Source organism: Streptomyces sparsogenes, assembly GCF_001704635.1.
Classification (GTDB): Bacteria; Actinomycetota; Actinomycetes; order Streptomycetales; family Streptomycetaceae; genus Streptomyces; species Streptomyces sparsogenes.
Map to the genome: position 1 here is coordinate 1 of NZ_MAXF01000126.1, position 22,412 is coordinate 22,412.

Genomic DNA, 22,412 nt, shown 5'->3' on the forward strand with positions numbered 1-22,412 from the left:
TGGGCGACCGCGAGGCACAGCAGTTCGGCGTCCGTCAGTTTCGGGGGTCGCCCGATCCGACGACGGGGGGCCACATGGTCGTCGATGAACACGTACAGTGCCGCCAGAAGGGCGTCCAGGCTGGTAGTCACACACGAGCCAACGGGCGCCCTTCGCCATGGTTGCGGCCAGCACAAACATCGGACTCACTCATCTAGGGGATCGCCCAGGGATGGCCCGGGGGCCGGCCAGGGATACATCTCCGCACGTTTGTACACCGAGAGGCGTAAGCTGGAGCGGCGCCCGAGCGGACACGCGCCGGACACGTGTCGCTGCCCCCTGTGAAGTGGGCGTGAGCGGGGCCGCGGCGTCGAGCGCCCTTGACCTGGCGGCGCGGCGTGTCCGCATCGTGTCGACCCTGACAACCGGTGTAGAACGGGGGATGTGACGGCATTGGCTACCCGGCCCATCTCCAGCTCTCCCACAGGGCCCGGTCACCCGGGCTCCGGCGGAGACCTGGTCCTTGCCCGTACGCCTGGCTGTCCATGGTGACCGTGGAGGACGAGCACAGCGGGTTGCACACCACGTCCAGCGGTCCCTCCGACGGGCAGGAAGCCGCCCGGGCCGTGCTCGACAAGGCCGCGCACGAGAACTTCCCCGTCGCCCCCTTCTTCCTCCCCCGCGCCTGGCGGACCGACCTCATGGCCATCTACGGGTACGCCCGTCTGGTCGACGACATCGGCGACGGCGATCTGCCCCCCGGCGGCGCCGACGCCCGGCTGCTGGGCGTCGACCCGGAGCGGGCCGACGACCCGCTGGCGATGCTCGACGCGTTCGAGGCCGACCTCAGGCGCGTGTTCGACGGCGCGGGAGGCGCGCGTGGCGTGTCCGCGGCCCCCTCCGCGACCCCCCGCCACCCGCTGCTGCGCGCCCTGCGGCCCACGGTCCACCACCACCGGCTGGCCCCCGAGCCGTTCCTCGGCCTGATCGAGGCCAACCGCCAGGACCAGCGGGTCCGCCGCTACGCCACCTACGAGGAACTCCTCGCCTACTGCGAGCTGTCCGCCAACCCCGTGGGCCGCCTGGTGCTCGGGGTCACCGGCACCACCAGCCCCGAGCGGGTCCGCCGCTCCGACGCCATCTGCACCGCACTCCAGATCATCGAACACCTGCAGGACGTGGCCGAGGACCTCCGCCGCGACCGCGTCTACCTCCCCGCCGAGGACATGAGGCGCTTCGGAGTGACCGAGGCCGACCTCGCCGCGCCCTCGGCCGGCGCCCCGGTGCGCGCCCTGATCGCCCATGAGGCGGCCCGCGCCGAAACCCTGCTGAATGAAGGTGCCCCCCTCGTGGGTAGCGTCCACGGCAGGCTCAAGTGGTTGCTCGCCGGGTTCGTGGCCGGGGGGCGGGCCGCCCTGAGGGCGGTCGCCGCCACGGGATACGACGTACTTCCTGGACCGCCCAGGCCCACCAAGCTCAGCCTGCTGCGCGAGGCGGGGGCGACACTGCGAAGAGAGGGGTGAGCCGGACCGTGGACGGATCTCCGCACGCGTCCGCGCCAGTGCTCGCGGCGTACCGATACTGCGAGGCCGTGACCGGACAGCAGGCCCGCAACTTCGCGTACGGCATCAGACTGCTGCCCACCGAGAAGCGCCGGGCCATGTCGGCGCTCTACGCCTTCTCGCGCCGTGTCGACGACATCGGCGACGGCCGCCTGGACGCCGACGCCAAGCGGGCGCGACTCGCCGAGACCCGCGCCGTCCTCGACCGCATCAGGAACGGCGGGATCCGGGAGGACGACACCGACCCGGTCGCGGTGGCGCTCGCCCACGCCGCGCGCCGCTTCCCGATCCCGCTGGGCGGGCTCGACGAGCTGATCGACGGCGTGCTGATGGACGTGGCCGGCCAGACCTATGAGACCTGGGACGACCTCAAGGCCTACTGCCGCTGTGTCGCGGGCGCCATCGGGCGGCTCTCCCTCGGTGTCTTCGGGACCGTGAGCGCCCCCGGGGTGGGCGCGCGCGAGATCGAGCGCGCCCCCGAGTACGCCGATACGCTCGGCCTGGCCCTGCAGCTGACCAACATCCTGCGGGACATCCGGGAGGACGCCGCCGGCGGCCGCACCTACCTGCCCGCCGACGACCTCGCCAAGTTCGGCTGCCCGGCGGGCATCCACACCTCCACCGCCCCGCCGGACGCCGACTTCACCGGACTGGTGCACTTCGAGGTCCGGCGGGCCAGAGCCCTGTTCGCCGAGGGCTACCGGCTGCTGCCGATGCTGGACCGGCGCAGCGGCGCCTGCGTGGCCGCCATGGCCGGCATCTACCGCAGGCTCCTGGAGCGCATCGCCCGCGACCCGGAGGCCGTCCTGCGCGGCCGGGTCTCGCTCCCCGGCCGTGAGAAGGCCTACGTGGCCGTCCGCGGCCTGGCCGGGCTCGACGCCCGCGCCGCCGCCAGCCGCCCCGCCGGGGGGCGGCCATGAGCCTTCCAGGGGCCCCGGCGGGCCGCCCCCTCGGCACCGGCCGCGGCGGGCGGCGGGGCCCCGTGGCCGTCGTCGGCGGCGGGCTCGCGGGCACCACCGCGGCGCTCGCGCTCGCCGACGCCGGACTGGACGTGACGCTGCTGGAGGGGCGCCCCCGGCTGGGCGGGCTCGCCTTCTCCTTCCGCCGCCCGTCCCCCGTCGGCGAGCTGACCGTCGACAACGGCCAGCATGTGTACCTGCGCTGCTGCACCGCCTACCAGTGGTTTCTCGACCGGGTCGGGGCCGTGGGGCTCGCCCCGCTGCAGGACAGGCTGGACGTGCCCGTCCTGGACGCCGGCGGGCGGCCGGGACGGCGGCTCGGCCGGCTGCGCCGCACCGCCCTGCCGGTGCCGCTGCACCTCGCCGCGAGCCTGGCCACCTACCCCCACCTCTCGCTCGCCGAGCGCGCCCAGGTGGGCCGCGCCGCGCTCGCCCTGGGGCGGCTGGACCCCGCCGATCCCGCCCTGGACGGGGTGGACTTCGCCGGCTGGCTGCGCCGCCACGGCCAGTCGCCGCGCGCCGTCGAGGCGCTGTGGGACCTGGTCGGCGTCGCCACGCTCAACGCCACCGCCCGTGACGCCTCGCTCGGCCTGGCCGCCATGGTCTTCAAGACCGGGCTGCTCTCCCACCCCGGCGCCGCCGACATCGGCTGGGCCCGCACCCCGCTCGGCGAGCTGCACCACACCCTCGCCCGCGAGGCCCTGGAGAAGGCGGGCGTGAGCTGCGCGCTGCGCACCAAGGCGACCGCCGTCACCCGCACCGCCGAGGGCCGCTGGGCCGTGCGTACGATGGCCGGGCCGCACGCCGCCGAGCCGCTGGAGGCGGCGGCCGTGGTGCTGGCGGTACCGCAGCGGGAGGCCCACGCGCTGCTCCCCGACGGGGCCCTGGAGGACCCGGACCGGCTGCTGCGCATCGGCGACGCGCCGATCCTCAACATCCATGTAGTTTACGATCGCAAAGTGATGCGCCGCCCCTTCTTCGCCGCGATCGGCAGCCCGGTCCAGTGGGTCTTCGACCGCACCGACGCCTCGGGCCTGGCGAGGCTCCCCGGGGCGGGGGCCAGCCAGTACCTGGCCCTGTCCCAGTCCGCGGCGCACCGGGAGATCGACCTCCCCGCCGCCGAGCTGCGCGCCCGCTACCTGCCCGAGCTGGAGCGGCTGCTGCCCGCCGCCCGCGGCGCCGCGGTGCGCGACTTCTTCGTCACCCGGGAGCGCACCGCGACGTTCGCCCCCACCCCCGGCGTCGGACGGCTGCGGCCCGGCGCCCCCACGAACGCGCCCGGCCTGTACCTGGCCGGAGCGTGGACCGCCACCGGCTGGCCCGCGACCATGGAGGGCGCCGTGCGCAGCGGACTGTCCGCCGCCCGTACGGCCCTGACCCACCTCGGCCGCCCGCACCGCGACCCTTTCCCCGCCTCCGGCCGGGGGAGCCCCAAGGAGGCGGCATGAGCACCATCACACAGAACCAAGGAGAGACCGTGACCCCGGCGACCCCAGCAGTCGACACCGCAGGCGTCCCCGCGCTGCTCGAGCGCGGCCGCACGCTTGCCACGCCGGTGCTGCGCGCCGCGGTGGACCGGCTGGCCCCGCCCATGGACACCGTGGCCGCCTACCACTTCGGCTGGATCGACGCCGAGGGCCGCCCGGCCGCGGGCGACGGCGGCAAGGCCGTCCGCCCCGCCCTCGCGCTGCTGTCCGCCGAGGTGGCGGGCCGGGCCCCCGAGGTGGGCGTGCCCGGCGCGGTCGCGGTGGAGCTGGTGCACAACTTCTCCCTGCTGCACGACGACCTGATGGACGGGGACGAGCAGCGCCGGCACCGCGACACCGTCTGGAAGGTGCACGGCCCGGCCCAGGCCATCCTCGTCGGGGACGCGCTGTTCGCGCTGGCCGGCGAGATACTGCTCGAACTGGGCACGGTGGACGCCGGGCGCGCCACCCGCCGCCTCACCTCCGCGACCCGCAGACTCATCGACGGCCAGGCCCAGGACATCAGCTATGAGCACCGCGAGCGGGTCACCGTCGCGGAGTGCCTGGAGATGGAGGGCAACAAGACCGGCGCGCTGCTCGCCTGCGCCGCCTCCATCGGCGCCGTCCTGGGCGGGGCCGACGACCGCACCGCCGACACCCTGGAGCGGTACGGCCACCACCTCGGGCTCGCCTTCCAGGCCGTGGACGACCTGCTCGGCATCTGGGGCGACCCCGAGGCCACGGGCAAGCAGACCTGGAGCGACCTGCGCCAGCGCAAGAAGTCGCTGCCGGTGGTGGCCGCCCTCGCCGGGGGCGGCGAGGCCTCCGAGCGCCTCGCCCGGCTGCTCGCGGACGACGCCAAGAAGACCGAGGCGGAATTCGCCGATTTCGACGAAGAGGAGTTCGCCGCCCGCGCGGCGCTGATCGAGCAGGCCGGCGGCCGCGACTGGACCTCCCAGGAGGCCCGCCGCCAGCACACCACCGCGGTGGCGGCGCTCGACGAGGTGGACATGCCGGATCGGGTCCGGGCGCAGCTCGTGGCGCTCGCCGATTTCGTCGTCGTACGAAAGAGATGATCACTATCGACCGCATATAGCTCGCAGTCGCCGGCCGGCACCCAGCCGGGGTGCCGGCCGACGGAAGCCCCACGACGGCAGAGATCTCACACTGCAGAAGGGGAAGCCATGACAGCGACAACCGTCCACCCGCCCGAGCCCCTCGAACCCGCGACGTTAACGCTTGCCCGGCAGGCCATGGCCCGGGCCACCCGCCACCTGCTGGACCGTCAGGACGAGCAGGGCTGGTGGAAGGGCGACCTGGAGACCAACGTCACCATGGACGCCGAAGACCTGATGCTGCGCCAGTTCCTGGACATCCAGGACCCGGCGACGCTCCAGGCCGCCGCCCGCTACCTGCGCTCCCAGCAGCGCGAGGACGGCACCTGGGCCACCTTCCACGGCGGCCCCCCGGAGCTGTCCACCACCATCGAGGCGTACGTCGGCCTGCGGCTGGCCGGCGACCGGCCCGACGCCCCCCACATGGCCGCCGCCTCCGCGTGGGTGCGCGAGCGGGGCGGCATCGCGAAGAGCCGGGTGTTCACCCGCATCTGGCTGGCCCTGTTCGGCTGGTGGAAGTGGGAGGACCTGCCCGAGCTGCCGCCCGAGATCATCTACTTCCCGAAGTGGTTCCCGCTCAACATCTACGACTTCGGCTGCTGGGCGCGGCAGACCATCGTGCCGCTCACCATCGTCTCCGCCAGGCGCCCGGTGCGGCCCGCGCCCTTCCCCCTCGACGAACTCCACACCGACCCCCGGCGGCCCAACCCGCCCGCCGGACCCGCGCCCCTGGCCTCCTGGGACGGCGCCTTCCAGCGCCTGGACCGGGCGCTGCACGCCTACCACAAGGTGGCGATCCGGTCGCTGCGCCGGGCGGCGCTGAGATCCTGCGCGCGCTGGATCGTCGAGCGCCAGGAGAACGACGGCTGCTGGGGCGGCATCCAGCCGCCCGCCGTGTACTCCCTGATCGCCCTGCACCTGCTCGGCTACGACCTCGACCACCCGGTGATGCGCGCCGGGCTGGCCTCCCTGGACCGCTTCGCGGTGTGGCGCGAGGACGGCAGCCGGATGGTCGAGGCCTGTCAGTCGCCGGTGTGGGACACCTGCCTGGCCACCATCGCGCTCGCCGACGCCGGGCTGCCCCCGGACCACCCCGCGCTGGTCAAGGCCGCGGACTGGATGCTCGGCGAGCAGATCACCCGGCCCGGCGACTGGTCGGTGCGCCGCCCCACGCTCCCGTCCGGCGGCTGGGCGTTCGAATTCCACAACGACAACTACCCCGACATCGACGACACCGCCGAGGTCGTCCTGGCGCTGCGCCGGGTGCGCCACCCCGAACCCGAGCGGATCGAGGCGGCGGTGCGGCGCGGGACGCGCTGGACGCTCGGCATGCAGTCCAGGGACGGCGGGTGGGGCGCCTTCGACGTCGACAACAGCAGCCCGCTGCCCAACCGGCTGCCGTTCTGCGACTTCGGGGAGGTCATCGACCCGCCGTCCGCCGATGTCACCGCCCACGTGGTCGAAATGCTCGCCCACGAGGGCAGGGCCCAGACCCCGGCCGCCCGGCGCGGCGTCGCCTGGCTGCTGGCCGAGCAGGAGGCCGACGGCTCGTGGTTCGGCCGCTGGGGGACGAACTACGTCTACGGCACCGGCTCCGTCGTCCCCGCCCTGGTGGCCGCCGGGGTCCCCGCCTCCCACCCGGCGATCCGCCGGGCCGTCCGCTGGCTGGAGAGCGTCCAGAACGAGGACGGCGGCTGGGGCGAGGACCAGCGCTCCTACCCCGACCGGCAGTGGGCCGGGCGGGGCGCCTCCACCGCCTCGCAGACGGCATGGGCGCTGATGGCCCTGCTGGCGGCGGGGGAGCGGGAGGGCAAGGCGGTCGAGCGCGGGGTCACCTGGCTCGCCGAGACCCAACAGGAGGACGGCTCCTGGGACGAGCCCCACTTCACCGGCACCGGCTTCCCCTGGGACTTCTCCATCAACTACCACCTGTACCGGCAGGTGTTCCCGGTCACCGCGCTGGGACGGTACGTCAACGGCGAGCCGGCCCTGACCCGCCCACGGGGATCCTGATGGCCGCCGGCCCGGCCCCGCCCCCGCACCGGGGCGAGGGCCCGGCGCCGCTGCTGATCGCGTGCGCGCTCGGCATCGAGCGGTTCGCCCTGCGCGGCGGCGACTTCGGCGCGGCCGCCGGGCCGGTGACCGTCCTGCGCACCGGCATGGGGCCGCAGGCCGCCGAGCGCGCGGTGACGCGCGCCCTCGCCGAGAGCGGCGGGCACGCGCCCGGCACCGCGGTCATCGCCACCGGCTTCTGCGCCGGCCTGGCCCCCGGGATGCACCCGGGCGACCTGGTGGTGGCCGACGAGACCCGGGACGGCGCGGGCGCCACCCCGTGCACCGGCACGGCGGTCCTCGCCGACGCGCTCACCCGGCCGGCCCGGGCCGGCCCCGGGCGCGCGGTCCACACCGGCCCGCTCGTCGGGTCCGGCCATGTCGTACGGGGCGCCGAGCGGGCCCGGCTGCACGCCACCGGCGCCATCGCGGTGGACATGGAATCCGCCGCGACCCTGCGGACCGCCGTGGCGGCCGGGGCAGGCCCGGTTGCGGCCGTCCGAGTGATCGTGGACGCTCCTGAACATGAACTCGTCCGTATCGGAACTCTGCGCGGGGGAATATCTGCTTTCCGTGTTCTACGCACCGTCCTTCCCGCTTTCTTTGCCTGGCACCGTTCTTCGCTGCTCCCAGGAGGTGAGCTAGATGGCCATGCCGCTCCGTCAGACCATCCGGGTCGCGACGTATCTCTTCGACCAGAAGGTGGTCAAGCGTCGTGACAAGTTTCCGCTGATCGTCGAGCTAGAGCCGCTGTACGCCTGCAATCTGAAGTGCGAGGGATGCGGAAAGATCCAGCATCCCGCGGGGGTGCTGAAGCAGCGGATGCCGGTCGCCCAGGCGGTGGGGGCGGTGCTGGAGTCCGGGGCGCCGATGGTGTCCATCGCGGGCGGCGAGCCCCTGATGCACCCCCAGATCGACGAGATCGTGCGGCAGCTGGTGGAGCGCCGCAAATACGTCTTCCTGTGCACCAATGCCATGCTGCTGCGCAAGAAGATCCACAAGTTCAAGCCCTCCCCCTATTTCGCGTTCGCGGTGCACATCGACGGGCTGCGCGAGCGGCACGACGAGTCGGTCGCCAAGGAGGGGGTGTTCGACGAGGCCGTCGCGGCGATCAAGGAAGCGCAGCGGCGCGGCTTCCGGGTGACCACCAATTCCACTTTCTTCAATACCGACACCCCGCAGACCGTCGTCGAGGTGCTCAACTTCCTCAATGACGAGCTCAAGGTGGACGAGATGATGATTTCGCCCGCCTACGCCTATGAGAAGGCGCCCGACCAGGAACACTTCCTCGGGGTCGAGCAGACCCGCGAGCTGTTCAAGAAGGCCTTCGCGGGCGGCAACCGGCGGCGCTGGCGCTTGAACCACAGCCCGCTCTTCCTGGACTTCCTGGAGGGCAGGACCGACTTCCCGTGCACCGCGTGGGGCATCCCCAACTACTCGCTCTTCGGCTGGCAGCGCCCCTGCTATCTGATGGCGGACGGATACGTCCCCACGTACCGTCAGCTCGTCGAGGAGACGGACTGGGAGAAGTACGGCCGCGGCAAGGACCCGCGCTGCGACAACTGCATGGCCCACTGCGGCTACGAGCCGACCGCCGTGCTGGCCACGATGGGCTCTCTCAAGGAGTCGCTGCGCGCGGCCCGCGAGACCGCCACCGGAGGCCGCGGGTGAACGCCACGAGTTCGACGCAGCCCGTTTCCCTGGGGCTGCCCGCGGTGCCGGCCCGGCCTCTGGCGGCGCGCCGCCTCTCGCGGCGCCTCCAGGTCGGGTCGGTGGCGGTGGGTGGGGACGCGCCGGTGTCGGTGCAGTCGATGACGACGACGGTGACGGCGGATGTGGGTGCGACGCTGCAGCAGATCGCGGAGCTGACGGCTTCGGGGTGTGAGATCGTGCGGGTGGCGTGTCCGTCGCAGGACGACGCGGACGCGTTGCCGGTGATCGCGCGGAAGTCGCAGATTCCGGTGATCGCGGATATTCATTTCCAGCCGAAGTATGTGTTCGCGGCGATCGATGCCGGGTGTGCGGCGGTGCGGGTGAATCCGGGGAACATCCGGCAGTTCGACGACAAGGTCAAGGAGATCGCGAAGGCGGCTTCGGAGGCGGGGGTGCCGATCCGGATCGGGGTGAACGCGGGGTCGCTGGACAAGCGGCTTCTGGCGAAGTACGGGAAGGCGACTCCGGAGGCGCTGGTGGAGTCGGCGTTGTGGGAGTGCTCGCTGTTCGAGGAGCACGGGTTCCGGGACATCAAGATCTCGGTGAAGCACAACGACCCGGTGGTGATGATCAATGCGTACCGGCAGTTGGCGGCCCGGTGTGACTATCCGTTGCATCTGGGGGTGACGGAGGCGGGGCCGGCGTTCCAGGGGACGATCAAGTCGGCGGTGGCGTTCGGTGCGCTGCTCAGTGAGGGGATCGGGGACACGATCCGGGTGTCGTTGTCGGCGCCTCCGGTGGAGGAGGTGAAGGTCGGTATCCAGATTCTGGAGTCGTTGAATCTGCGGCAGCGGCGGTTGGAGATCGTGTCGTGTCCGTCGTGTGGTCGGGCGCAGGTGGATGTGTACAAGCTGGCGGATGAGGTGACGGCGGGTCTGCAGGGCATGGAGGTGCCGTTGCGGGTCGCGGTGATGGGGTGTGTGGTCAATGGTCCTGGTGAGGCGCGGGAGGCGGATCTGGGGGTGGCCTCGGGCAATGGGAAGGGGCAGATCTTCGTGAAGGGTGAGGTGATCAAGACGGTGCCCGAGTCGAAGATCGTGGAGACCCTGATCGACGAGGCCATGAAGATCGCCGAACAGATGGAGGACGACGGGGCCCTCTCGGGTACCCCCCAGGTCACCGTGAGCTGATACACAAGGAGGGGATCCGCGCATGCCACTGCTGGAGAGTGTCCGGGGCCCGGGCGATCTCAAGCCGCTGACCGAAGAGCAACTCGCCGAACTCGCCGGAGAGATCCGCGAGTTCCTGATCCACGCGGTGGCCAGAACCGGCGGCCACCTCGGTCCCAACCTCGGCGTCGTCGAACTGTCCATAGCCCTGCACCGCGTCTTCGACTCGCCCGTGGACCGCATCCTGTGGGACACCGGCCACCAGTCCTACGTCCACAAGCTGCTCACCGGCCGTCAGGACTTCTCCAAGCTCCGCGGCAAGGGCGGCCTGTCCGGCTATCCCTCGCGCGCCGAGTCCGAGCACGACGTCATCGAGAACAGCCACGCCTCCACCGTGCTCGGCTGGGCCGACGGCCTGGCCAAGGCCAACGAGGTCCTCGGCCGCACCGACCGGCATGTCGTCGCCGTCATCGGCGACGGCGCGCTGACCGGCGGCATGGCCTGGGAGGCGCTCAACAACATCGCCGCCGCCCGGGACCGCCCGCTGATCATCGTCGTCAACGACAACGAGCGCTCGTACGCGCCCACCATCGGCGGCCTCGCCAACCACCTCGCCACCCTCCGCACCACCGACGGCTACGAGCGCTTCCTGGCCTGGGGCAAGGACGTGCTGGAGCGCACGCCCGTGGTCGGCCGGCCGCTGTACGAGTCGCTGCACGGCGCCAAGAAGGGCTTCAAGGACGCCTTCGCGCCCCAGGGCATGTTCGAGGACCTGGGGTTGAAGTACCTCGGCCCCATCGACGGACACGACATCGCGGCCGTGGAGTCGGCGCTGCGCCGCGCCCGGCGCTTCAGCGGCCCGGTCCTGGTCCACTGCCTCACCGAGAAGGGCCGCGGCTACCGGCCCGCGCTGGAGGACGAGGCCGACCGCTTCCACACGGTCGGCGCCATGGACCCGCTCACCTGCGCGCCGCTGGCACCCTCCGGCGGCCGCTCGTGGACCTCGGTGTTCGGCGAGGAGATGGTGCGGATCGGGGCCGACCGCCCCGACGTGGTCGCGCTCACCGCGGCGATGCTGGGCCCGGTCGGGCTCACCGGGTTCGCCCGGGCGTATCCGGAGCGGGTGTGGGACGTCGGCATCGCCGAACAGCACGCCGCGGTCTGCGCCGCGGGGCTCGCGACCGGCGGGCTGCACCCGGTCGTCGCCGTCTACGCCACCTTTCTCAACCGGGCCTTCGACCAGGTGCTGATGGACGTCGCGCTGCACAAGTGCGGGGTGACCTTCGTCCTGGACCGGGCGGGTGTCACCGGCACCGACGGGCCCAGCCACAACGGCATGTGGGACATGTCCGTGCTGCAGGTGGTGCCGGGCCTGCGGATCGCCGCCCCGCGCGACGCGGACCAGCTCCGCGCCCAGCTGCGCGAGGCCCTCGACGTGGACGACGCGCCCACCGTGGTCCGCTTCCCCAAGGAGTCGGTGGGCGAGCCCGTCCCGGCGCTCGCCCGCGTCGGCGGCATGGACGTGCTGCGGCACGGCGGGCCCGAGCCGGCGGACCGGGGCGGCGGCGGTGATGTGCTGCTCGTGGTGGCCGGGGCGATGGCGCGGGTCGGCCTGGAGGCCGCCGAGCTGCTGGCCGAGCGCGGCATCGGCGCCACGGTCGTCGACCCGCGCTGGGTCAAGCCCGTCGACCCCGCCCTGCCCGGGCTCGCGGCCCGCCACCGCGCGGTGGCCGTCGTCGAGGACAACAGCCGCACCGGCGGGGTGGGGACGGCGGTCGCGCAGGCGCTGCGCGACGCCGAGGTGGATCTGCCGGTGCGCGCCTTCGGGATCCCCGAGGCGTTCCTGCCGCACGCCAAGCGCGGGGAGGTGCTGGCCGACATCGGGCTCACCCCGGCGGAGATAGCGGGCCGGATCGGGGCGGCCCTGGCCCGTATCGACGCCTCCGTCCCCGCCATCGTCACCACCCCGGGCGCCGAGCGGCCCGCGGTCACCGCCCGGCCGGCCCCGCCCGCGGCCCGCAAGGAGAAGGACGCATGACAGCAGCCGAGCAGCGATCGGGCTTCGACCTCGGGAAGCTCCTGGCCGAGCGCGGCTCGGAGCGGTACGAGCTGCACGCCCGGTACCTCAACCACCAGCTGCCCCGCATGCTGCGCACCATCGGCTTCGACAAGGTCTACGAGCGTGCCGAGGGCGCGTACTTCTGGGACGCCGAGGGCCGGGACTACCTCGACATGCTCGCCGGCTTCGGGGTGATGGGCCTGGGCCGCCACCACCCCGTCGTCCGCAAGGCGCTGCACGACGTGCTGGACGCCGAGCTGGCCGACCTGACCCGCTTCGACTGCCAGCCGCTGCCCGGCCTGCTCGCCGAGCGGCTGCTGAGCCACGCCCCCCACCTGGACCGGGTCTTCTTCGGCAACAGCGGCACGGAGGCGGTGGAGACCGCCCTGAAGTTCGCCCGGTACGCCACGGGCAAGCCGCGCGTGCTGTACTGCGCCCACGCCTTCCACGGCCTGACGACCGGTTCGCTGTCGGTCAACGGGGAGGACAGCTTCCGCAAGGGGTTCGCCCCGCTGCTGCCGGACACGGCGATCCCGCTGGGGGACCTGGCGGCGCTGGAGCGGGAGCTGAGGCGCGGCGATGTGGCCGGCTTCGTCGTCGAACCGATCCAGGGCAAGGGCGTCCACGAGACCCCGCCCGGCTTTCTGCGCGCCGCCCAGGACCTGCTGCGCGCACACAAGGCGCTCCTGATCGCCGACGAGGTGCAGACGGGGCTCGGCCGGACCGGGGACTTCTTCGCCTATCAGCACGAGCCGGGCGTGGAGCCGGACCTGGTGTGCGTGGCCAAGGCTCTGTCGGGCGGATATGTGCCCGTCGGCGCGACCCTCGGCAAGGACTGGATCTTCAAGCGCGTCTATTCGTCGATGGACCGGGTGCTGGTCCACTCCGCGAGCTTCGGCGCCAACGCTCAGGCGATGGCGGCGGGCCTGGCCGTGCTCGCGGTGATGGAGGACGAGAAGGTCGTGGAGAACGCGCGGCGGACCGGCGACCTGCTGCGCACCCGCCTGGCCGCGCTGGTGGACCGCTATGAGCTGCTCCACGAGGTGCGCGGCCGCGGGCTGATGATCGGCATCGAGTTCGGCAAGCCGGTCTCGCTGGGGCTGCGCAGCCGCTGGACGATGCTCCAGGCGGCGCGCAAGGGGCTGTTCGCGCAGATGGTGGTGGTGCCGCTGCTCCAGCGGCACCGCATCCTCACCCAGGTCTCCGGCGATCACCTGGAGGTCATCAAGCTGATTCCGCCGCTGATCATCGGGGAGCGGGAGGTGGACCGCTTCGTCGAGGCGTTCACGGCCGTCATGGAGGACGCCCACGGGGGCGGCGGGCTGATGTGGGACTTCGGGCGGACGCTCGTCAAGCAGGCGATGGCGAGCCGCTGACCGCCCCGGCCGGCCGCGGCGCCCACCGGCGCACGCGGCCCGCCCGGGGCCGGCCCCGGGCGGCTCAGCCGGCGAGCAGCCGCTCGCGCAGCCGCTCCCGCTTGGCCGGGTCGAGCCCGAGCCCCCGCCTGAGATACGTGTCGGTGTCGCCCCAGGTCTCCTCGATGGCCGTGAAGGCGGCCGCCAGATACTCGGCGCGGGCGTCGAACAGCGGGGTGAGCAGCGCCATCACCTCGGGGGACATGCCGTCCTGCGCGTGGGCGGCGCGCCAGACCTTGTAGCGGCGGTGGACGGCGGACGACTCCAGGTAGTCGGCCTCGATGGCGTCCCGCTCCACCCCGAGGGCCAGCAGGGTGATCGCGATCGACAGGCCGGCGCGGTCCTTGCCGGCCGAACAGTGCATCAGCGCGGGCGCGCTGCCGTCCGCGAGCTCGTCGAGCACCCGGCCGTGCTCGGCGGTCCGGGTGGTGATGATCAGCCGGTAGGAGGCGGTCATCCGCTGCTCCGCCCGGCCCTCGCCGAGCATCTCGCGCAGGGTGGCCAGATCGCCCTCGCGGACCATGGTCCAGAACCCGGCGCCGTCGGCCGGGTCGGACAGCGGGAGATTGACGGTCCGTACGCCGGTGAGCGTCACATCCGGCCCCTCCAGCTTGATGTCGGCGGAGTTGCGGAAGTCGAAGACGGTGTGCAGCCCCAGGGAGTCGAGGAAGGCCGTGTCGCTGTCGGTGGCGTGGGCCAGATGACCGCTGCGGAACAGCACGCCGGGCCCCACCCGCCGTCCGTCGACGGTCGGCAGGCCGCCCACGTCGCGGAAGTTGCGCACCCCCGTCAGCTCGGGCTCCCCGGTCGACGGGACCTGCGGCGTCTGCTGCGTCACGGGCGCTCCTTCGGGCTCGGCCGCCGGTGCCGCTCGTCGGCGCGGCGGGCTGTGCTGACCATACGACACGGGTAGGCGGAAGCGGTCGGGCGGCGGTCGGCCGGTTCGCGGCGCCCGGGCATTGCGCGCCGGGTCCGCTGCCCCGATGATGTTGCGGTCTGTGCGGAATTGGGGAGAGTGATGATCGAAATCGGTGGGAGCGGTCGGGTCTGGCTGCTGTCGGGACGGCGGAGCAGCTATGCGCTGCACCTCACGGACCAGGACGAACTGCTTCACCTCCACTGGGGCCCGCGCATAGCGCTCCCGGACGCGGAGGCGCTCGCGCTGGACCCCTTGCCCCCCTCCTGGGGCTTTGAATCCCCCCTGGACGGGCGCGAGGAGTATCCGGTGGAGGGCGGGCCCCGCTTCGCGCGCCCCGCCCTGTCGGTGCGGTCGCAGGACGTCCGGGGCACCGAGTGGCGCTTCGAGCGGGGCGTGGTCACCGAGTCCGGGGACGAACTGCGGCTCCACTTCCACGACCCCCTGCACCACCTCGCCCTCACCCTCCACTACCGGATGCGCGACGACCACGACGTGATCGAGCGCTGGACCACCGCCACCCACGCGGGCGGCCCGGACGACGCCCCGCTGGAGCTGCTGCGCGTCGACTCCGCCGCCTGGTCCCTCCCGGCGCGCGACCGCTGGCGGCTGACGCACCTGTACGGGCGCTGGGCCGCCGAGAGCCGGGTGGCACGCACCGACCTCACGCCCGGCGAGAAGGTGCTCGGCAGCCGCCGCGGCCACACCAGCCACCAGCACCTGCCCTGGATAGCCCTGGACGAGGGCGAGGCCACCGAGGAGCACGGCGAGGTGCGCAGCGTCGCGCTCGCCTGGTCCGGGTCCTGGCGGATCGCCGTCCAGCAGCTGGCCACCGGCGAGGTGCAGGCGGTCGGCGGCGTCGGCCACGACGACTCGGGCCAGCTGACCCTGGCGCCCGGCGAGTCCTTCACCACGCCCGTCTTCGCCGGGCTGTGGACCGACGGCGGCTTCGGCGCCGCCAGCCGCGGCTGGCACGCCTGGCAGCTGGCCCATGTGATCCCCGGCGCCGACCGGCACCGGCCGGTGCTCTACAACTCCTGGGAGGCGACGTTCTTCGACGTCGGCGAGGAGCAGCAGCGCGGGCTCGCCCGCCGCGCCGCCGAGCTGGGCGTGGAGCTGTTCGTCGTCGACGACGGCTGGTTCGGGGCGCGCACCGACGACCGCGCCGGGCTGGGCGACTGGACCCCCAACCCGGACCGCTTCCCCGGCGGGCTGAAGCCGCTCGCGGACGAGGTGCACGCCCTGGGCATGCAGTTCGGCATCTGGGTCGAGCCGGAGATGGTCAACGCCGACAGCGACCTCTACCGGGCCCACCCCGACTGGGTGCAGCACCACCCCGGCCGTACCCGCACCGAGTTCCGCAACCAGCTGGTGCTCAACCTCGCCCGCCCCGAGGTTCGCGAGCACCTGTACGAGCGGCTGGACGCGCTGCTGTCCGACGCGCCCATCGACTATGTGAAATGGGACTTCAACCGGTCGTTCACGGACGCGGGGTGGCCCGGCGACCCGTACCCCCAGCGGCTGTGGATCGAGCATGTGCGGGGGTTCTACGGACTCCTGGAGCGGCTGCGGGCCGCGCACCCGAACGTCGCCTTCGAGTCCTGCTCGGGCGGCGGCGGCCGGATCGACCTGGGCGTCCTCGGCCTCACCGATCAGGTGTGGACCTCGGACAACACCGACCCGCTGGACCGGCTGGCCATCCAGCACGGCTTCAGCCAGCTGCACCCGGCCCGCGTCATGGCCGCCTGGGTCACCGACACCCCCAACTCCCTGGGCAGCGAGCGGGTCACCTCGCTGCGCTTCCGTTTCATCAGCTCGATGGCCGGGGTGCTGGGGGTGGGCGGCGACCTGAGCCGGTGGAGCGAGTCGGAACTCGCCGAGGCCCGCGACTGGGTGGCGCTCTACAAGAGCGTCCGCCCCGTCGTCCAGCACGGCGAGCTGTACCGGCTGCGGCCGCCGGGGGACGGCGGGCTCACCGCGGTGCAGTACGTGCGCGGCGAGGAGACCGTGGTGCTGGCCTGGCTGCACGCCCAGAGCCTCGGCGACCGGCAGCCTCCGCTGCGGCTGCGCGGCCTCGACCCCGAGGGCCGGTACGAGGACCTGGCGACCGGCGAGGTCCACCGGGGGGCCGTGCTGACCCACCGCGGCCTGGCGACCGGGCTGCGCCGCGACCTGGACGCCGCCGTATTCCACCTTCGGCGAATCTGACCGGGTGGGATAGATCACCCCTCGTCAACCCCTGCCTACGGTGGCGTAGGTCACTCGTCAGGGTGGAGGATGTCCGGACGTGGCAGACGATGTGAAGAGACTCAAGAGTGGCGTGATCGGGTCGTACGCAGCCATCGGGGACAGCTTCACCGAGGGCGTCGGCGATCCGGGTCCCGAGGGCGCGTTCGTCGGCTGGGCGGACCGGCTGGCCGTCCTGCTCTCCGACCGGCATGCCGGGGGCGGGCCCGCCCCCGGCGAGGAGCAGGCCCCGTTCCGCTACGCCAATCTCGCGGTGCGGGGCCGGCTCCTCGACCAGATCGTCGAGGAGCAGGTCCCGCGCGCCAGGGAACTCGGGCCCGATCTGGTGACCTTCTGCGCGGGCGGCAACGACATCCTGCGGCCCGGCTGCGACCCCGACGACGTCGCCGAGCGGTACGAGGCGGCCGTCGCCCAACTCACCGCCCGCGTGGACACGGTGCTGCTGTGCACCGGGTTCGACACGCGCGGCGTGCCGGTGCTGCGTCATCTGCGCGGCAAGATCGCCACCTACACGGCCCATGTGCGGGCGATCGCCGACCGGTACGGGTGCCCGGTGCTCGACCTGTGGTCGCTGCGCTCCGTCCAGGACCGGCGGGCCTGGAGCCAGGACCGGCTGCACCTGTCACCCGACGGACACACCCGGGTCGCGCTGCGCGCCGCCCAGGTGCTCGGCCTGGAGGTGCCGGCCGACCCGGACCAACCCTGGCCGGCGGAGGGCCCGCGCACGGCCGCCGAGGTGCGCCGGGACAATCTGCACTGGGCGCGCGAATACCTGGTGCCCTGGATCGGCCGGCGGCTGCGCGGGGAGTCCTCCGGCGACCACGTGGAACCCAAGCGGCCGGACCTGCTGCCGCTGTGACCTGGAGGGCCCCGGAGGGCGAAGCGCCGCGCGGGCTCCCGGAACGAAGAACGGCGGCGAACCGCGGCGAACGGCGAGAGCGCCGCGGGGCCGCGCCGGCGGGGGACTACACCAGGTAGGCCCACACGGCGCGGCCCGTGCCGCGGGCGTCCGGCCTGACGCCCCACGCCTCGGACAGGGCCTCCACCAGCATCAGCCCGCGTCCGCCCTCCTGGTCCACGCTCACCGACCGGGCCTGCGGCTCCGTGCGCGCGCACCCCTGGTCGGCGACCTCAAGCCGCAAGCGCTTGCCCCTGAGCTGCATCATGCACCGGACCTCCTCGCTCGAGGTGTGGCGCACGGCGTTGGTGAACAGCTCGGAGACCACCAACTCGGCGTTGTCGCACATCTCCTGCCCGGCGCCCCATGAGCACAGCCGCAGCACGACCAGCCTTCTCGCCTCCGCGACGGACGTGCTCAGTGCCGGAAGACGAAACGCGTCCTGCAGGCACGGAGCGGAGAGCGAGCCGCCGCGCTCTAACCGGAGAGCCTCATAGGAAGGAGCCACAGCGCCACTATGCTCTGCGCCACTCGCGTATGGCAAGGTTCAGTCTGTAAATTGCAGAATCGAAGAGACAGTCTGTCGCTGAGGCTGAGCGCATGCCAGACTGCTGCGATGTGAAGGCAGTTGGAGGGGGACGGTAGTGGCGGATGCGCGGGCGGGCGGCGCCCCGACCGTCCTGAGAGTCGTGCTCGGCAAGCGGCTGCAGGACCTCAGGGAGAAGGCCGGGCTGTCGTACGAGCAGGCGGGCCGTGCCCTCGACGTCACCCATGCCACGATCCGCCGCATGGAGAAGGCCGAGGTCGGCCTGAAGCTCCCGTACGTCGAGAAGCTGCTGCGCACGTACGGGGTCACCGACCCGGAGGAGGTCGAGGGGTTCCTCTCCCTCGCGCGCGAGGCCAACAAGCCAGGCTGGTGGCACCGCTTCCGGGACGTGCTGCCCGAGTGGTTCAACACCTTCGTCGCCCTGGAGGGCGAGGCGAACCTCATCCGGGCCTATGAGCCGCACTACGTCCCCGGCCTCTTGCAGACCGAGGACTACGCCCGTGCGGTGCTGCGCGCCGGGATGCCCCACGCCCCCGACTCGGAGATCGAGCGCAATGTCGCCCTGCGCATGGAGCGGCAGTCCCTCCTCACCCGCGAGAACCCGCCCATGCTGTGGGTGGTGATGGACGAAACGGTGCTGCGCCGCCCCATCGGCGGGCCCGAGGTCATGCGCGATCAGATCACGCGGCTCATCGAAGCCGTGACGGTGCCCAACGTCAGGTTGCAGATCATGCCGTTCGACGCCGGGCCGCACCCGGCGATGTACGGCCCCTTCCATATCTTCCGGTTCCCGATCCAGGAGCTGCCGGATATCGCGTATACGGAGACGCTCGTCAGCGGCTCCTACTTCGACCAGCGCGATGATGTGTCGTCGTTCCTGGAGGCCTTGGACCGGATGAGTGCGCAGGCCGCGCCTGCACAGACCACTCAGGCCATTCTGAGTGGCATTCGCAAGGAGATCTGACCAATGGATCGCATTCGCAGGGACCGTGTCTACAGCGGAATGCCGGCGACAGACCTCGGTACCGAGGGCTGGCACAAGCCGTGGAGCGGTGGCAACGGGGGAAGTTGCGTCGAGGCGATGAGGCTGACGGACGGACGGGTGGCGCTGCGCCAGTCCACGGATCCGGACGGACCGGCCCTCATCTATACGCACCTGGAGATGAAACGCTTCATCCAGGGCGCGAAGGCCGGCGAAGCGGATTTCCTGCTCGCCTGACACCGCACGATCACCGCCACGATCACCGGACGATCAACGGACGAGGGGAGGCGTGAGGACGGCGGCGTCCACGGCGGGGCGGGGCGTGAACCCCGGGCCCGCGCTCGCGTCGGCCGGAATCCGCTCCAGCACCCCGCCCGCGAACACGTCGTACAGCGGCAGCGACTCCAGGTGCACATACCCGATGTGGCAGTCGCAGACGGCGAGCGGGCAGGCGCGGGGCGCCAGGGCCGCGCGGTACGAGCCGTCGTAGAGGTTGCCCAGCTCCGCACGGACGAAATGGCAGCGGCGCACCGTGCCGTCGCCGTCCACGGAGATCACCGAGGCGCCGGTCCGGCACGGAAGGCCGGCGCTTCGGTGCGGATGGCGGCTGTAGCCGAACAGCGGGTCCAGGGCGGTCCACTCGGCCGCCTCCTCATCCGTGTAGGAGCGCCCCTCGGCGGCGTTCACCCACAGATAGACGTGCTCGGGCAGATCGGCGCGCAGCCGCCGGGCGGGCTCCAGGTGCTCGGGCAGGCCCACGACGCCGACGCTGTGGCGCACCCCGAGCGCCGCCAGCCCGCGGCTCTTGGCCACGAACCGGTCGTACGGCGTCTGGCCCGGGTGGTAGGTGCACCACAGCGCCAGGGTGTCCAGGTCGGCCTGCGCCGTCCAGTCGACGCGGCAGCTCAGGTTCGTCTGGATCGCCACCCGCGCGATGTGCGGCAGCCGGCTGAGCTCGGTCAGCGCGCGCCGGTACCAGGAGCGCACAAGACCCTCGCCCCACGGGGTGAACAGCACCGAGAGCCGGTCACCCGTGTTCGCCGCGGCCCAGGCCGTGAAGCGCTCCAGCGCGGCCCGGTCGGCGCGCAGCTGCTCGGTGCTGTCGCGCCGCTTGGCGAACGGGCAGTACGGGCAGTCGTAGTCGCACGAGGCCAGCGGGCCCCGGTAGAGGATCGTCAGGTCCACGCCGACCGCCTCACTTCAGCTCGTACGCGGCCATGGCGGCGCGCACCGCGGGGGAGAACAGCTCGGGACCGACCGCGTCGGAGTGCGCCAGCCCCTCCGGGGAGAGCCGCAGCACACCGGGGGCGGCGTCCGGGTCCAGCCAGCCGCGCTCGGCGAACCGCGCCAGCTCGGCGGGGAAGTCCTCGGCCGGATCGGTGCCGAACCTGGCCCGGTAGCCGGCGACCCGCATGCCCTCCGCCTGGAGGACCGACTGGAGCAGATGGCGCCGGCGGGCCTCGTCGGCGGTCATCGCGCGGCCGACCTCTGCGCGCGCGAAGTCGGCGGCGGGCCGGGAGGTGTAGTCGTCGATGATCCCGCGGATCTCCCGCATGTCCACCGCGTAGTCGAACGAGTAGTGCAGCGCGGAGGTGTACGAGCGGGCCCCGCAGCCGAGACCGACCATGCCGTCCGTCTGGCAGGCGTAGTCCTCCCCACCGGTGCCGGGGGTGCCGCGGCGGCGGAACATGCGCATCGACACCTGCTCATAGCCCTGGTCGAGCAGATGGTCCCGGCCCGACCGGTACAGCCGCAGCCGCTGGGCGTCCCATTCCGCCTCGCCGGCCGCGCCGCCGAGGCGGCCCAGACCGGTCAGCGGGCGGACGTACAGCGGGTAGAGATACAGCTCCTCGGGGTGCCAGGCCAGAGCGGCGTCCAGCGACCGCCGCCAGCTGTCCTCGGTCTGCCCGTCGATGCCGTAGATCAGGTCGATGTTGAGGACGGGGATGCCGGCGTCCCGGACCCGCCCCAGCGCGGCCTCGACGTCGGCCCGGCGCTGCGGCCGCACCGCCGAGCGCGCCTCGGCGTCCACGAAGCTCTGCACCCCCAGGCTCAGCCGGGTGGCGCCGCGCTCGGCCAGCACGGCCAGCCGGTCGGCCGTGGCGGTGGCCGGCGAGGCCTCCACCGAGAGCGGAACGGCCGCCAGATCGGCCCCCATCCGCCGCACCGCGATGTCGCACAGCCGCTCCAGCTCGGCCGCCTCCAGGAAGGTCGGGGTGCCGCCGCCGAAGGCCGCCGTGGCGAACCGGGCCCCCTCGCCGAGCGCCTCGCGGACCGTGTCCGCCTGCCGCTCCAGGGCGTCGAGATAGGCGCTCACCAGCCCCTCGGGGGCGCCGACGCGTGTGAAGAGATTGCAGAAGCCGCAGCGCACCTCGCAGAACGGGATGTGCAGATACAGCGACAGCGAGTCCTTGGGCTCGGCCGCCCACAGGTCGCGCAGCGCGGGGCGCGGGGTCAGCGGCCGGTAGGCGGTCTTGTGCGGGTACGCGTAGACGTACGACTGGTAGGGGCGGACCGGCGCGGCGGTGCCGCCGCCGGTGGTCCCGGTGCCGGCGGTGCTGATGGTGCCGGTAGTGCTGGTGCTCATGAGGCCTCGAGGAAGAAGTGGGTGTACGGCACGGTCCAGACGACTTCATGGCCGAGCCGGTGGCCCGTGTAGCCGTCGTCTCCGTACGCCGTGCCGTGGTCGGAGCAGACGATCGCGAAGCCGGGGCCGCGGCCGCTCATCGCGGAGAACAGCCGGTCGATGTGGCGGTCGACGTACTCCAGCGCGGCCGCGTGGGTGGCGCGCGAGTCGCCCGCCTCGCGGGTCGCGCCCGGCAGATGGAACCAGTTGGGCTGGTGCAGCGCCGAGACATTGACGAAGAGGAACAGCCGACGGTCCCGCGGCAGCCCGGCGATGACCTTCTCGGCGCACGCGACCTGCGCCTCGAAGGAGGTGGGGGACGCCACCCCGAACTCCGGCTCCCAGTGGCTCTCCTGGAAGAGGCCGGGCAGCACCGAGCCCAGCGGGCCCCGCTTGTTGAAGAACCCCACGCCGCCCACGCACACCGTGTGGTACCCGGCGGCCGCGAGCCCGGACACCAGGTCCGGGGTGTCGAACACATAGGTGCCCCCGGCGGTGGTCTCACTGCCCGCGAACCGGGCGGCGAACAGCCGCCGGTGCGGGCCGGGCGCCGCCGGCGTGGGCAGGAACCCGGCGAAGATCGCCTGGTGCGAGGCATAGGTGAAGCTGCCGGGGGCGTGCCGCCTGTCCCACACCCCGCCGGGCAGCCGGCTCGCCAGACGGGGGATCCGCCCCTCGGCGGCGAGCTGGGCCGCCACGTCGTAGCGCAGCGTGTCCAAGGTGACCAGCAGCAGATCGTGGCTTCCCACGATCCCGTTCATGTCGGG

At 72.8% G+C, this 22,412-nt stretch carries 19 protein-coding genes and 1 pseudogene; 14 read left to right on the forward strand and 6 right to left on the reverse strand.

Features of this window, described 5'->3' with window-relative positions; translation table 11 throughout:
• Positions 1-131: pseudogene (locus BBH68_RS44340) on the reverse strand (IS982 family transposase); the annotation flags it as partial.
• 474 nt (positions 132-605) lie between these two features.
• On the opposite strand from BBH68_RS44340, the gene hpnC reads away from it, so the two are divergent.
• The 10 genes from hpnC (at position 606) to BBH68_RS25950 (ending at position 13,390) form a co-directional block, all read left to right on the forward strand.
• Positions 606-1,502, forward strand: coding sequence for a squalene synthase HpnC (gene hpnC, locus BBH68_RS25905; RefSeq protein WP_245738326.1), 897 nt, complete (start codon positions 606-608; stop codon positions 1,500-1,502).
• A complete protein-coding gene (gene hpnD, locus BBH68_RS25910; protein WP_079151214.1) occupies positions 1,499-2,461 on the forward strand; it encodes a presqualene diphosphate synthase HpnD in 963 nt (320 codons plus the stop codon). The genes hpnC and hpnD overlap by 4 nt, the downstream gene beginning before the upstream one ends.
• Positions 2,458-3,948: a hydroxysqualene dehydroxylase HpnE gene (gene hpnE / locus BBH68_RS25915; protein ID WP_245738317.1), complete on the forward strand. Its 1,491-nt coding sequence runs from the start codon at positions 2,458-2,460 to the stop codon at positions 3,946-3,948. Before hpnD ends, hpnE begins: the two co-directional genes overlap by 4 nt.
• Complete coding sequence (locus BBH68_RS25920; RefSeq protein WP_065965923.1) at positions 3,945-5,042, forward strand: polyprenyl synthetase family protein; 1,098 nt, start codon at positions 3,945-3,947, stop codon at positions 5,040-5,042. The genes hpnE and BBH68_RS25920 overlap by 4 nt, the downstream gene beginning before the upstream one ends.
• A 108-nt stretch (positions 5,043-5,150) precedes the next feature.
• Positions 5,151-7,094 (forward strand): squalene--hopene cyclase, encoded by a 1,944-nt coding sequence (shc, locus tag BBH68_RS25925; protein ID WP_065965924.1) that lies wholly within the window; start codon positions 5,151-5,153, stop codon positions 7,092-7,094.
• Positions 7,094-7,852, forward strand: coding sequence for a phosphorylase family protein (locus BBH68_RS25930; protein ID WP_065965925.1), 759 nt, complete (start codon positions 7,094-7,096; stop codon positions 7,850-7,852). Before shc ends, BBH68_RS25930 begins: the two co-directional genes overlap by 1 nt.
• Entirely contained in the window at positions 7,779-8,804 is a 1,026-nt protein-coding gene (gene hpnH / locus BBH68_RS25935) for an adenosyl-hopene transferase HpnH (RefSeq protein ID WP_065965926.1), read from the forward strand. Before BBH68_RS25930 ends, hpnH begins: the two co-directional genes overlap by 74 nt.
• The gene (ispG, locus tag BBH68_RS25940) at positions 8,801-9,976 is read left to right on the forward strand and encodes a flavodoxin-dependent (E)-4-hydroxy-3-methylbut-2-enyl-diphosphate synthase (protein WP_065965927.1); all 1,176 of its coding nucleotides are present in this window, start codon (positions 8,801-8,803) and stop codon (positions 9,974-9,976) included. The genes hpnH and ispG overlap by 4 nt, the downstream gene beginning before the upstream one ends.
• A 22-nt stretch (positions 9,977-9,998) precedes the next feature.
• Positions 9,999-11,993, forward strand: a complete 1,995-nt coding sequence (gene dxs / locus BBH68_RS25945) for a 1-deoxy-D-xylulose-5-phosphate synthase (protein ID WP_065965928.1) — start codon at positions 9,999-10,001, stop codon at positions 11,991-11,993.
• Positions 11,990-13,390 (forward strand): aspartate aminotransferase family protein, encoded by a 1,401-nt coding sequence (locus BBH68_RS25950; protein ID WP_065965929.1) that lies wholly within the window; start codon positions 11,990-11,992, stop codon positions 13,388-13,390. The genes dxs and BBH68_RS25950 overlap by 4 nt, the downstream gene beginning before the upstream one ends.
• Before the next feature lie 64 nt (positions 13,391-13,454).
• Here BBH68_RS25950 and BBH68_RS25955 read toward each other — a convergent pair whose 3' ends face one another.
• Positions 13,455-14,267 carry a tyrosine-protein phosphatase gene (locus BBH68_RS25955; RefSeq protein ID WP_065965930.1) on the reverse strand — a complete coding sequence of 271 codons (813 nt, stop codon included), beginning with the start codon at positions 14,265-14,267 and terminating at the stop codon, positions 13,455-13,457.
• A gap of 180 nt (positions 14,268-14,447) precedes the next feature.
• Between BBH68_RS25955 and BBH68_RS25960 the strand changes: the two genes are divergently transcribed.
• Positions 14,448-16,553 carry an alpha-galactosidase gene (locus BBH68_RS25960; protein ID WP_065965931.1) on the forward strand — a complete coding sequence of 702 codons (2,106 nt, stop codon included), beginning with the start codon at positions 14,448-14,450 and terminating at the stop codon, positions 16,551-16,553.
• 79 nt (positions 16,554-16,632) lie between these two features.
• Positions 16,633-17,451: an SGNH/GDSL hydrolase family protein gene (locus BBH68_RS25965; RefSeq protein WP_065965932.1), complete on the forward strand. Its 819-nt coding sequence runs from the start codon at positions 16,633-16,635 to the stop codon at positions 17,449-17,451.
• 106 nt (positions 17,452-17,557) lie between these two features.
• Here BBH68_RS25965 and BBH68_RS25970 read toward each other — a convergent pair whose 3' ends face one another.
• Positions 17,558-17,998 (reverse strand): ATP-binding protein, encoded by a 441-nt coding sequence (locus BBH68_RS25970; protein WP_245738318.1) that lies wholly within the window; start codon positions 17,996-17,998, stop codon positions 17,558-17,560.
• Positions 17,999-18,134: 136 nt separating this feature from the next.
• On the opposite strand from BBH68_RS25970, the gene BBH68_RS25975 reads away from it, so the two are divergent.
• The gene (locus BBH68_RS25975; RefSeq protein ID WP_065965934.1) at positions 18,135-19,001 is read left to right on the forward strand and encodes a helix-turn-helix domain-containing protein; all 867 of its coding nucleotides are present in this window, start codon (positions 18,135-18,137) and stop codon (positions 18,999-19,001) included.
• Positions 19,002-19,004: 3 nt separating this feature from the next.
• Positions 19,005-19,256: a DUF397 domain-containing protein gene (locus BBH68_RS25980; protein WP_065965935.1), complete on the forward strand. Its 252-nt coding sequence runs from the start codon at positions 19,005-19,007 to the stop codon at positions 19,254-19,256.
• Positions 19,257-19,289: 33 nt separating this feature from the next.
• On the opposite strand, the gene BBH68_RS25985 is transcribed toward BBH68_RS25980, so the two are convergent.
• Genes BBH68_RS25985 through BBH68_RS25995 form a run of 3 tightly spaced genes read right to left on the reverse strand, consistent with a single transcriptional unit; the run spans position 19,290 to position 22,406 of the window.
• Positions 19,290-20,204: an STM4011 family radical SAM protein gene (locus BBH68_RS25985; protein ID WP_065965936.1), complete on the reverse strand. Its 915-nt coding sequence runs from the start codon at positions 20,202-20,204 to the stop codon at positions 19,290-19,292.
• Between the two features lie 10 nt (positions 20,205-20,214).
• Positions 20,215-21,606 (reverse strand): STM4012 family radical SAM protein, encoded by a 1,392-nt coding sequence (locus BBH68_RS25990; RefSeq protein ID WP_245738319.1) that lies wholly within the window; start codon positions 21,604-21,606, stop codon positions 20,215-20,217.
• A complete protein-coding gene (locus tag BBH68_RS25995) occupies positions 21,603-22,406 on the reverse strand; it encodes an STM4013/SEN3800 family hydrolase (RefSeq protein ID WP_065965937.1) in 804 nt (267 codons plus the stop codon). The genes BBH68_RS25990 and BBH68_RS25995 overlap by 4 nt, the downstream gene beginning before the upstream one ends.
• Positions 22,407-22,412: the final 6 nt, after the last annotated feature.